Below are 12397 nucleotides of genomic sequence, written 5' to 3' on the forward strand. Positions count from 1 at the left end.
AAACACTATTTTTAGGATCGAACTTGGACTGTGTTGGACGGCGCTGGCGAACGTTTGATGAACATTCCCTACTAATCCCCTACTAAATGGCATACCCCACCCCATGCACGGCCGCTTAGAGGACCTTAGGTTGGCCGCCGCCTGTTCGACGCTCCCTCAGTGGCTTGCACGGAAATCTACGATCCACAGAACAGTGTCTAGGACTCACGATTTCATCGTGTCGTCAACAATTGATGCCATTTGCAGCAGCGCTGTACGTAACTCTGACAACAGGATGCCCGCTTTGCTACTTTCACGATCAGCAATCTCAAGAACGGCAAGAAGCACCTCGTCGGAACACCGCATCAAATTGATAAGGTGCTCGCCAGACGGCCCATGGCTCCCAGAAAGCCAATTCTTAGCGGTACGCTCCGAAACATCTGTCCATTTAACCAATGTCTTGATCGCCCGATGAGATCCGCCGAGTTCCCGCTTGAGCGCGGCTGCAATGGCCATTTGGTATTTTGATCGATCGACCTTCCTTTCGTCGTCATCTTGAAAATTCTTGCCCATCTTAGGAAACATTTTTCCGAACCTCCGCGTTTATGCTTCGGCCCCATGGAATCACGAGCATTCCCACTAATTTGGCGAAAGACAAAAGATGAAGGGCTCGGAACTTGAGCTGGAGGGATGAACATGACCAGAGGGCAATGGCTCCCAAGAGGGCGCCGCCGCGCCGCGCCGCTCAATACGTCCGCATGTCGACCGAGCACCAACGCTATTCGACCGAGAACCAGTCGGACGCGATCGCGCACTACGCGGAGCAACGCGGGATCGAGATCGTCCGTACGTATTCGGATCAGGGTAAGAGCGGTTTAAGGATCCAGGGCCGCGATGGGCTCAAGCAGCTCATCGACGACATTCAATCCGGTCGCGCAGATTACGAGGCCGTGCTGGTGTACGACATCAGCCGCTGGGGGAGGTTTCAAGATGCGGACGAAAGCGCCTACTACGAATACATCTGCAAACGCGCCGGCATCTCCATAATCTATTGCGCCGAGCAGTTCGAAAACGATGGCAGCCCGGTCTCCACGATCGTCAAAGGCGTCAAGCGCGCCATGGCGGGCGAGTACAGCCGCGAGCTTTCGCAGAAGGTCTTCACAGGCCAATGTCGCCTAATAGAACTCGGCTATCGCCAAGGCGGTCCACCCGGCTTCGGCCTGCGGCGTATGCTGATCGACGAGCATGGGGTTGCGAAAGGCATCCTAGAGCGCGGTGAACACAAAAGCATTCAGACAGATCGCGTTACTCTGGTTCCGGGGCCCGCCGAAGAAATCGCCATCGTCCGAGAGATCTTCCTCGCTTTTGTCGAAGAGCGTAAGTCTGAGACCGAAATTGCTGAGCTGCTCAATGCACGCGGCATTCTAACGGACCTCGATCGTGCCTGGACCCGGGGAACCGTTCACCAAATACTGATCAACGAGAAATATATAGGGAACAACGTCTGGAACCGAAGCTCCTTCAAACTGAAGAAGCGACGGGTCCAAAACGATCCCAACATCTGGGTTCGAGCCGAGGGCGCTTTCGAGGGGATCGTCGATCCTGACCTCTTTGCCGCCGCAAACGCAATTATCAACGCGCGATCCAACAAGCTCACCGACAACGAAATGCTCGAGGGCTTGAAAGAGGTATTCGAGGCCCAGGGCTTTCTGTCCGGCCTCGTAATAGATGAATCCGACTCGCTCCCTTCGAGCAGCGCGTATCGATCACGGTTTGGTAGCCTGCTACGCGCCTACAAGCTCGTCGGATTCAAACCGGATCGGGACTACAGATACATCGAGATCAATCGACGCTTGCGCGAGCTTCATCCCAATATCGTCACCGAGACGATTGCAGGCATCGAAGCTTCGGGTGGCAAAGTGGAACGACACCCCAGAACGGACTTGCTCACCATCAATAGTGAATTCACCGCATCCCTCGTGATCGTCCGGTGCAGCGAAACGAATGCGGGTTCTCTCAGGTGGAATATCCGCTTTGACACAAGCCTCAAACCCGACATCACAATCGCCGTGCGCATGGATCGGCTAAACCAGAAGCCGCTGGACTATTATCTGCTGCCGGGCCTCGACATGACTCTCAACCGCATCCGCCTGGCTGAACACAACGGCTTGTCGCTTGATGCGTATCGCTTCGAAACGCTGGACCCCTTGTTCGACATGGCGGTTCATGTCCCGGTACCGGAGGTGGCCTGATGGAAAACCTGCATCCGCAAGCAGCTGAATTGATCCCGATGGATCGTATCACCATAGTTAACCCGCGCATCAGAAATAGAAAATCCTTCAAACAGATTGTCGACAACATCGCCGAGCTCGGGCTGAAACGGCCGATCACTGTTGCAGCGCGAACCAATGAGGATGGTTTGAGTTACGATCTGGTTTGTGGACAGGGGCGATTTGAGGCGTTTCAGGAACTAGGACAAACAGAAATCCCGGCGATCGTCATCGAGGCCAGTAGCGAAGACTGTTTGGTGATGAGTCTCGTGGAAAACCTGGCGCGCCGACAGCATCGCGCCCTTGATCTTCTGCGCGATATCAAAGGCTTGAATGAGCGCGGCTACTCAGGTCCCGAGATCGCACGCAAGACCCAGCTTTCTCTCAAATATGTCCGTGGCGTCCTTCGGCTCCTCGAGAGCGGCGAGCATAGACTGCTCAGAGCCGTTGAAAGCGGAAAACTTCCCGTTAGTGTTGCCGTCGATATCGCTGAAGCAAAAGATACAGAAGTTCAGGACGTTCTGCGTCAGGCCTATGAGAACAACCAGCTGCGCGGTGGCCGACTGATGGCCGCGAAACGCTTGGTCGAAGCACGTCAGCAATACGGGAAAGGACAACCGAGCGCGGACCAAAAGAAGAAACGAACGCTTTCAGTCGACAGCCTGATCCGCACCTATCAAAACGACGTCGAGAAGAAACAAGTCCTCCTGCGCAAGGCGACGGCGACTCGCAACGAGCTGATGTTCATCACAGAGGCCCTGCGCAAACTCCTGAATGACGAAAACTTCGTCACCCTTCTAAGGGCCGAAGGGTTGGCGACGATCCCGAAGAACCTTTCTGACCGCCTGGCCGCTCGAACGGGGGACCTCTGATGGCACGATCCGGACGCTCCAAATCAATCAACATGGCGTTTGAGAAAGACCTCATTCAGCTGCCGCTCGATCAGATCTGCCCGCTCTACGCCGTTCGCAAAGAAACCAAGGATACGGTTAAGTACCGCCAGGTCGTCGCTTCCATCAAAGAAGTTGGTCTCGTCGAGCCCCTTGTCGTCGTCCGCGACCAATCCGATCCCGAAAAACACATGCTACTCGATGGACACGTACGCCTCGCGATCCTGTCGGATCTCGGTGAGCCGGATGCGCTGTGTCAGGTTTCAACGGACGACGAGGCCTTTACCTACAACAAGCGCATCAGCCGCCTTGCCACAATTCAGGAATACAAGATGATCCTGAAGGCGCTCGAACGCGGCGTGCCGGAGGAGCGACTGGCGCGAGCCCTCAATGTGAATGTAAAATCCCTGCAGGACAAAAAGCGGTTGCTGGATGGGATCTGCCCAGAGGCAGCAGAGCTCCTCAAAGATAAACAGGTCGCGCTGACCGGGTTCCAAATTCTCAAGAAGATGAAACCGCTGCGTCAGATCGAGGCTGCGGAACTGATGGTGACGATGAACAAATACACCGTCAATTATGCCCGCTCGCTTTTGGCTGCGACGCCGGCCAGCCAGCTGAAAGATCCGGAGAAGCCGAAAGCTGTGAAAGGGATCTCCCGTCAGCAGCTTGAACTTATGGAGCGTGAATCTGCGAACCTTGAGAGAGAGCTGCGCCTCGTCGAGGACACCTATGGCAGTGATCACCTCGATCTGGTTCTCGCGCGTGGCTACGTCTCCAAGCTCATAACCAATGCACGCGTCACGCGGTATCTCGAGATGTATCATTCCGAGTTTCTGCCTGAGTTCGAAAAGATCACGGAGACAGAGGCCTTGGCCTTTTGATCCTAGCAGTTCGGTCAATTTCGGCTGATCTGCGTTCGGGGACCCGCACCCATGGAAGCGCGGGGACCGCAGGAGACGCCGCACGGTGGGGCGGATCAAGTGCGGCGGTGGGGATGGCGGCGAACCCGTGCGGAGCCCACCAAGTCGGAATCATCCATCCGGCGACAAGACGTGAATATTTCTCACAAAGGCGGCGCGCCTCACCCTAGGCTCAGGCGCGTCGCAACCCAATACTCACAGAGCTTGTCATCTGGCGAAATAATACTATACTTACGCCAAATGGCAGGAGAAAAACATGCCGCATCTGGAACTTGTTACTCAACCACCTGCGCCTCAAGCGCCTAATATCTCTCTTGAAGAGGCACAGGCTATGCAGCGCGCAATCGTCAATCTTTTCGCCAAGTGGGAGCTAACCGACGATGAAGCATGCACTCTGTTGGGAGGCATTGGCCTAAGGACGTTCTCGCGGTGGAAGTCCGGAGACCTCGGCCGAACAAGTATCGACCTTCAAGCTCGGATGTCTAACTTGCTTGGCATTCATAAGGCGCTGCGATTGCTATTCGACGATCCGGCACGGGCTTACGGTTGGATCAAACGACCAAACAGTGCTTTCAGCGATCTAAGTGCACTCCAAATAATGCTCGGTGGACAGCTGACAGACCTGATGCGTGTGAGGCGATATCTTGATGCGCAAAGGGGGGTGTGGTGACAGCACCATTACCCCCGATTGCACATGTTGTCTGGACTAGCGCACATCGCATCATCAACAGCAAATACCCGCCGGTGTCTCTATTTGAGGACATTGCCGATCCAGCCGATTGGGAGCTTTTAGCCTCTGCCGAAAGCAAAACAAACCCGAGGCTGTTCGAAGGGGTCGGAAATCTGGCGCTTGTTCCGAGTGAGAGACGTGTGGCTGGTCCAGGCGCAAGTTGGGTGATGGCTCCATTTGTACATGCCAGCCCAGATCGTCCGGGCAGATTTCACAGTGGCGAAGAAGGCGCGTACTACGCGGGCGACAGTTCTGAGGTAGCGCTTTTTGAGACAATATACCATTTTGAGAACTTTCTTAGGGCTACAGACGAGCCACCTTGCTCAGCAACTTTCCGGGAACTTGTTGGGCAAATCGAAGCTGATTTGCATGACGTAAGCGATCCGGCGTTTGCCGATTGTTTGGATCCCGGCTCGTACAAAGCAAGCCAACGTATTGCGACTGAACTGCGCGAACAAGAATCGAGCGGGGTCCTTTACCCCAGTGTCCGCTACCCAGGCGGTTTGTGCGTGGCACTATTCTATCCCAACGTGCCGCGCATTCCTTCGCAAGCCAGTCACTATCGCTATCATTGGGACGGCAGCAGGGTTACCCACGTGACCAATCTTTCCGAAGGCGGCGTCTTCGCGATAGTGCCTTAATTCCCAGACTGAGTCTGATAAGGTCCACTATGTTAAGTTAGGCTCTACTGCACCTGGACACTTCCAACCGTCTCGCCACCCCACCCCATAGACGGCTAATGTGGCTGCAAGCGGCAGGCGCTCGCCCGGTCCACACTCTCTTTCATCCACCCGTGGATTTCTGAGCGGATTGTGTGCGGCAAACCTAAAACAGTGGCCTTTTTCGCCCTGGTTACACCTAACCTGGTGCCATAATCTTTGCAAAACAATGCGCTAAGGTTTCAAATCAGACTAAGCGTTCGAATCTTCGACCTACCTGTGTCGCTGGCTCGACTTCCCAAAAGACCATCCGCACGGAGCCCTGGCTACAAAGTATATTATGGACAAAGACGTTGAGAAGATCCTCGAGTATTGGCGTGTTTCTCTGGCCGACAGTGCGCTAGGGGACGGTAAGTTCACCCAAAGAGACCGGAAACGGTTCATCGAGGTATCCGGGGAGGCAGTCCGGTCAGGGAAACTCCCAGACGCGATGCTCGATAGAGTATTTGGCGGACGGAAGTCAGCGAAAAGTGTTGCCGTACGTTTTTGGCCGCTTGTGATGGCTCGAAAATCTTCTCATGGAGCGGCCCGCGTCGATGGCTTACCAGAGATCGTCGCGCCAGTTGTTACGGAAGCAACAGTCGAGAGTGACGGGCAGATCACACCGTTGCGCAACGCTCTGGCGCGAGACGTGCTGTCACCACTTCCATCCGGCGAGTTCTCAATCGGCAGTGTAGACGATCTCGATGACTTTCTCACGAAGACACCTTTACCAGACATGATCGTAGAAGATTCATGGCCGGAATACCTCGGTCATTGTCGCAAGATGGTTGATGCTGTCGCAGAGGGCTGGCCGAATGGCGACGAAGATTACCAGTCGATGGGCTTCGGTTTCCTTGAGTTAGCAGAGGATGCCAGTGCCACGATCCGCAACATTGTGGATCTCTACGACAAGTTGCTGAGTGAAAAGCCAGACGTGCCTCTTTTGACACAGGTCGCTGCGCCTCGCAAAACGACATTCTCTCCTGACCCTAAAGTAGAGGGTGAATTCAGTCGCCGCCTAGGCCACTCCAACCCTCACTTCCCTTTGTCAGAGCATCAGCGCCAGGTTTTATCTTACCTTGATGTGTTGTCTCCTGCAGAAGTCATTGCGGTGAACGGACCGCCGGGTACGGGCAAGACGACAATGCTGCTATCGGCGGTGGCAAGCCTCTGGATCAAAGCTGCACTCAAGGGTGAGAACCCACCAATCATCGTTGCCGCATCCACCAACAACCAGGCAGTCACAAACATTATTGATGCTTTTGGGAAAGACTTCGCCAAGGGAAAAGGGCCTTTCGCTGGGCGGTGGCTCCCCGACATCGGAAGTTTCGGAATCTTCCTGCCGTCGCACTCTCGTAAGTTGGAGGCTGCGAAGAAGTATCAAACAGAAGATTTTCAGACGGCATGCGAAAGCGTTGAGTATTTCTCACGGGCTAAGGAGGAATACCTTCAAGCCGCGCAGGTCGCTTTTCCTGCTGTGTCGGAAGCTCGCGTAGAGCTCATATTGGAAGCCATTCAGAGTGAAATGGCAAAAGAGGCTAAGAAGCTCTCCAAACTAGATCAGGCCTCCAAAACCCTGGCTAAGGCTCAAGAGGCGGTAAAGGCAACCCTCGGCGAGAGCCCTGCTGAAGCGGAACAGGCGCTGACCAAGGCAGCTGACGAGGCGCAGCAGAACCGAGAACGGGTTAAGGCCGCTAAAACCTCCCTGGAAGCATACCTCGCAGCGGAGTCTACATTCTTGGCACTTTTCGGTTTTCTGCCAGCCATCAAGAAGAAACGGGTGCTGTCGGCCCGACAGGCAATCCATGGGTTCTTGCCGGACGCCGACGGGTTCCACCGCGTTACAGATGTGGAAGCTCATGTCGCTGAAAGACTGCAATCTGTCGAGCTGTTGACGAAGCAGGCTGAACAGGAACTAGAAAAGGCTCGTCGTCTTCGTTCCTCGCTGGCGGACGCCGAGAACCAATGGGATCGCGCAAAGCGTGCTGTCGCCGATACAGTGGAAGAGCTGGAGAGCGCCGCCGATCTTAGCATTCGCTTCAAACTCTTTCTTCTGGCGACCCACTATTGGGAAGGACGTTGGTTGCTGGCTATGGAGGAAGACCTCGCTGGCATCACAGGTTCATCAAACAAGAAAGGCAAAGCAACACTCGTTCCGCGCTGGCAAAGACGTATGATGCTTACGCCTTGCGCCGTTGCCACTTTTGCCAGCTTGCCAGGAAAACTGACATACAGTCGCAAGACTGGGGGCAAATGGGCGAAAGAGTACCTGTACGACTTCATTGATCTAATGATTGTGGATGAGGCCGGACAAGTCTTGCCGGAAGTTGCCGGAGCGAGTTTTTCTCTGGCGAAGCGAGCTCTCGTGATTGGTGACACCCAGCAGATTGAGCCCATCTCGTCTGTGCCGAAACCAGTTGATATCGGGAACCTCCGAGAAGTTGGCCTGCTGCAGAACGATGACGATTGGAACGCGTTGTCGGAAAGAGGTTTTTGCACCACATCCGGAAGCGCCATGCGGGTTGCACAAGAAGCTTGCCGCGTCTCACCCTATGCTGAACTTGAAAAGGGGCTGTACCTATTCGAACATCGTCGCTGCTTTGATGAGATCATCGAGTATAGCAACGCACTTTGCTACAAGGGAAAACTGCGTCCACTTCGAGGCCCAGTCCCAGCCGACGCCAAGCTACCAGGATTGGGGTATTTGCATGTCGATGGGCGGGCAATTCGCCTGGGAAGTAGTCGCGCAAATCTGTTGGAGGCCCGGACGATTGCTGCATGGCTGGATGCCAACAGATCGGAGCTGGAGAGTCGCTATCGGGCGCGCCTCGAACAAATCGTGGGCGTTGTGACGCCATTTGGACGGCAGGTGCGTGAAATTAGGACCGCCTGTGCGAGTAGAGGTATCTCAGTTGATTTGCGCGACGGCATGACGATCGGCACGGTTCATTCACTGCAGGGTGCAGAGAGACCGGTGGTTATCTTCTCGCCGGTCTATTCGAAACATGCGGATGGTAATTTCATCGACGCCTCGGCCAGCATGCTCAACGTTACCGTATCCCGCGCCAAGGACAGTTGTCTTGTTTTTGGTGACATGGACGTTCTGACTACTGCCGTTCCGGGGTCACCACGTTCAATACTTGGTGATTTTTTGTTCAGCTCAACAGACAACGCACTTGAGTTCGAGACGGAGCCCAGGAGCGATCTGCAGGATGAAAGTGGCGAGCTCCAGATGCTTCGCGATGCTGCTGAGCACGATGCTTTCCTTATCGATGCTCTCGCAGGTAATGGACGCCGATACTCGATAGTTAGCCCCTGGATCATCGCCCGCACTATGGAGAACGTCGGCTTCCTGACTGCCTTTGAGAATGCGATAAGTCGGGGTGCGAGCGTAGATGTATTCTCAGATCCCCTTCTGAACGCCAACGTGGCGAGTGATGGTCAAACCCAAATGTCGCTGGCAAAAGACACGCTCACCAAGATTGGCGTGCGTCTCCACGAAGTGCCTCGGCTGCACAGCAAGATCGTAGCCGTTGACGACGATCTATTGGCGATTGGATCGTATAACTGGCTTAGCGCTGACCGACACGGCAAGTACGCGCGACATGAGACTTCGTTTGTTTATAGTGGTCAGCACTTGGAGTCGGAAATCAACACGATCTTTCAGGGCCTTGGCGGTCGAGAGAAGTAGCTACGACGGGCCGATAGGGTCCATAATGTAAACTGCTAGCAAGTAACGCCTTGAACCTCGTAATGGTAACGGACAAGTTTTTGAAACGTAGCCCTACGACAAAGCTGTGTTGACACTAGCAGCCGAAACTGACCAATGGTCTGGAGCACAAACTTCCTAATTTGAGGCGCTCTATGAAGGTTTTCTGGTCGTGGCAGAGTGATCGTAACCCAAAGCTACATCACTACTTTGTTCGAGATGCGCTCAAAGAAGCCTGCAAGATGATAGCGAAGGATCCTGAATACACAGAGGCTGACAGGCCGGAAGTCGACCACGACACAAAAAACACCGCTGGGACGCCTGACATTGCCTCAACAATTCTCACTAAGATATCCGACGCAAATGTGTTTGTTGCTGATCTAACACCGGTTGGAATTACAGACCCTTCCTCACTCCAACCGAAAACATCGAAGGACAAACTACCGAGCCCCAAGTATCTACAGAACCCTAACGTTATGTCAGAATTAGGCTATGCCGAGCGCGCGCTTGGCCAGGACAAAATCATCCTGGTTGCCAATGGCGCGCATTATCCTGGGGCGGATGCGCTCCCGTTCGATTGGCGGCACCGCAGCGGGCCCAAAACCTACAATCTGCCCGACGGTGCGACCAAAGCTGAGATCAATGTTGAACGTAAGCGTTTTGCCAACTTGTTGAAGGCTTTGATTCTTCCCATCTTGGCAAAACAAGAGCTGGCTTCTTCGGCCGCTGAAATTGCCTGGCAAACACATGCAGCGGACGACCCATGTGTCTGGCAAGGGGCGGACGAGCCGATGGAGTTCAGGAACGCTTCTTTGAGCATGCCAAAGCGCAAACTCAGTTTGAGTCCAGGAACACGCATCTACGCAAGGATAGTACCGTCAAAATGGGCCAACCCTACCAGGAGCGACATGGAACAACGCGTGTCTAAACTGGGATTGCACATGCGTGAAAGGGATGGTGACTGGGGACTTAACCGAGAGGGAGCCTTGTCGGTTTGGGGTTTAGCCGCCCCTGAGGAGATGACAGTAGTCAGCGCTACACAGTGGTTTCAGAAAACCGGCGAAGTATGGGCGGTTAGCACAGCTCCGTTTCATGAATACAACGGACGTGTTATCTTTGGATCCAAAGTACCTTTTGCTCCTTTGGAGAGATTTCTGGTTAATGCCGCTGATACAATAAAGGCGGTCGGCGGAGCCGGTCCATTTGGACTCAGGCTCGGCGCCGGAGATATCTCTGAAACCTCGTGGCCTGGGGCTTACAACTTTGAGCATTTTGAGGCAGTGGACACGTTTGTCGAAAGTGCCAACGAACTGAAACTGGCATCTAGCGAGGATATTCGAACCTCGCTGCACCTATTTTGGAACAAAATGCGGGATGCCTACGGTCTGCCCCCATCACAAACTCTTCAGGATTTTGAACAAGCTGCTGACCTCCAGCCGACTGAAAACATCGATTGATAAACCCAATCGTCTGGATGCTAGATGTGTTCGGCAGATAGTTCGCAAACCTTCTTATAAGCGCCCTTATGTAAAATGTTGGTTTTGCGCCCTGCAGGCGGCAAAGCAAACCCTGCAAACAAGGCAAACCCGGCGCTCCAGGGGCTTGCTAACCAACAAGATCTTACACCCATTTTGAAACCGCTCTGCCCATGGATTTGATGTGATTGGCCTGGGTGAAGCCCGAAACGCGCTTGCGCGGTTTCAGATCGTGATCGCCGTCTTCAAACCAGCTCATCTGGATTGCTGAGGAAAGCTCATACTCAATGACTTCATCCTTCGAGCCAAACTGGTCGCGCGTTCCCTGACAAATCAGTGTTGGGGTTCGCAGGTGTTGCAGGTGCTCGGTCCGGAGCTTCTCAGGCTTTCCAATTGGATGAAACGGGTAGCCCACGCAGAGCAACCCAGTGATGCGATCTGCGTCAAACAGCTCATCCGCAATCATGCTGGCGACGCGTCCGCCCATGGATTTTCTGCCTATTATCAGCGGGCCGTCGACATCGAGCGCGTTGATTGCGGCTAGGTACTCCGAGTTCAGTTTTTCAGCGCGTGGCGGGGGCTTCCTGGTGCCTTCAGTTCGGCGGGCAGCCATGTAGGAGAACTCAAATCGGACCACTCTAAGACCCCGTTCGGCCAACGCATCCGCGATTGCTGTCATTGCAGGGGAGTCCATCGGCGCACCGGCGCCGTGCGCAAACAAGATCGTTGCGTTTGCCGCTTCAGGTCCGTGTTCCAAGAATTCGGTCGGCATAGTCATTTTTTATTCGTTCCGCGTTGACTACCTTACGGAGGACGTTTCTAAGCCTCTGAATGACGAATCGGGGCGAAGCGAGCGCCTAGAATCTCAACTCGAACCAGACGATCCAGTTCTCAAGGAAGTTGAGAAACTGATTTTTGAAGACGAAGTAGGCGGTGTTCTATTTGTTGGAGCTCCAGGAACCGGGAAGTCCTGGTACGCCCGCCAGCTAGCAATTAAGCTTACTAATGGCCAAAGCGACTTTATACGAGAGGTTCAATTCCACCCATCGTACCAGTATGAAGACTTCGTGGAAGGCTACATCCCAAGGGGAGATGAGGGCTTTGAACTAGTTGATCGTCATCTGCTGCAAATGGTTCATAAAGCCCAAGGGCATAGCGACCCTACCGTGCTCGTAATCGATGAATTCAGCCGTACCGACCCAGCAAGAGTATTGGGGGAAACACTTACATACATGGAAGGCTCACTACGCGGGGTGCAATTCTACCTCCCGTCCGGTCGCCTCGCCGAAATACCCAAGAACTTAGTTTTTCTGGCGACAATGAATCCTGACGACCGTTCGGTCGACGAAATGGATGACGCAATGGAAAGGCGTTGGGCAAAAATACATCTACGTCCTGATCCGGACGTTTTGCGCAAATTTCTAGAAGACAACCAACACCCAGCAGAACTGATGGGCCCAACATTGAAGTTCTTCAATTCTCTTCAAGATCATATTTCTATCGGGCACGCGTTCTTTCGGAAAGTGAAGAACCAGGAATCCCTTTCTAGGGTCTGGACCACTCAGATCCATCATCTCGCTCAAAAGAAATTTCGGTTCGATTCGGAGGCGCTGGCGGAAGTTGAGGGGCTCTGGGATACTTGTGAGGCTGAAATTGCTGCACAAGGCACTAACGAAGAAACGACTGATGGGAACTCCTAATCATTAATCTGAAATAGATTTAA

General features: G+C 53.9%; 10 protein-coding genes. 8 read left to right on the forward strand and 2 right to left on the reverse strand.

Annotation, left to right across the window (positions count from 1 at the left end; all coding sequences use genetic code 11):
- Positions 1–204: 204 nt before the first annotated feature.
- Complete coding sequence (locus ACR0KS_RS11370) at positions 205–564, reverse strand: XRE family transcriptional regulator (RefSeq protein ID WP_480693210.1); 360 nt, start codon at positions 562–564, stop codon at positions 205–207.
- Between the two features lie 125 nt (positions 565–689).
- Between ACR0KS_RS11370 and ACR0KS_RS11375 the strand changes: the two genes are divergently transcribed.
- The 7 genes from ACR0KS_RS11375 (at position 690) to ACR0KS_RS11405 (ending at position 10656) form a co-directional block, all read left to right on the forward strand.
- A complete protein-coding gene (locus ACR0KS_RS11375) occupies positions 690–2231 on the forward strand; it encodes a recombinase family protein (RefSeq protein WP_480693223.1) in 1542 nt (513 codons plus the stop codon).
- The gene (locus ACR0KS_RS11380) at positions 2231–3121 is read left to right on the forward strand and encodes a plasmid partitioning protein RepB C-terminal domain-containing protein (RefSeq protein WP_170564302.1); all 891 of its coding nucleotides are present in this window, start codon (positions 2231–2233) and stop codon (positions 3119–3121) included. Before ACR0KS_RS11375 ends, ACR0KS_RS11380 begins: the two co-directional genes overlap by 1 nt.
- Positions 3121–4020: a plasmid partitioning protein RepB C-terminal domain-containing protein gene (locus tag ACR0KS_RS11385; protein ID WP_170564305.1), complete on the forward strand. Its 900-nt coding sequence runs from the start codon at positions 3121–3123 to the stop codon at positions 4018–4020. Before ACR0KS_RS11380 ends, ACR0KS_RS11385 begins: the two co-directional genes overlap by 1 nt.
- Positions 4021–4315: 295 nt before the next feature.
- On the forward strand, positions 4316–4729 hold the full coding sequence (locus ACR0KS_RS11390; RefSeq protein ID WP_170564308.1) for an MbcA/ParS/Xre antitoxin family protein: 414 nt from the start codon (positions 4316–4318) through the stop codon (positions 4727–4729).
- A complete protein-coding gene (locus ACR0KS_RS11395; RefSeq protein ID WP_480693211.1) occupies positions 4726–5430 on the forward strand; it encodes an RES family NAD+ phosphorylase in 705 nt (234 codons plus the stop codon). The genes ACR0KS_RS11390 and ACR0KS_RS11395 overlap by 4 nt, the downstream gene beginning before the upstream one ends.
- Before the next feature lie 358 nt (positions 5431–5788).
- Positions 5789–9181, forward strand: a complete 3393-nt coding sequence (locus ACR0KS_RS11400; protein ID WP_170564311.1) for an AAA domain-containing protein — start codon at positions 5789–5791, stop codon at positions 9179–9181.
- Positions 9182–9354: 173 nt separating this feature from the next.
- Positions 9355–10656: a hypothetical protein gene (locus ACR0KS_RS11405; RefSeq protein ID WP_170564314.1), complete on the forward strand. Its 1302-nt coding sequence runs from the start codon at positions 9355–9357 to the stop codon at positions 10654–10656.
- A 163-nt stretch (positions 10657–10819) separates the two neighbouring features.
- Here ACR0KS_RS11405 and ACR0KS_RS11410 read toward each other — a convergent pair whose 3' ends face one another.
- The gene (locus tag ACR0KS_RS11410) at positions 10820–11452 is read right to left on the reverse strand and encodes an alpha/beta family hydrolase (protein ID WP_480693212.1); all 633 of its coding nucleotides are present in this window, start codon (positions 11450–11452) and stop codon (positions 10820–10822) included.
- A gap of 133 nt (positions 11453–11585) precedes the next feature.
- Between ACR0KS_RS11410 and ACR0KS_RS11415 the strand changes: the two genes are divergently transcribed.
- Complete coding sequence (locus ACR0KS_RS11415; protein WP_480693224.1) at positions 11586–12374, forward strand: McrB family protein; 789 nt, start codon at positions 11586–11588, stop codon at positions 12372–12374.
- The last annotated feature ends 23 nt before the right edge of the window (positions 12375–12397 follow it).

This window comes from Ruegeria sp. BC7 (genome assembly GCF_056539165.1).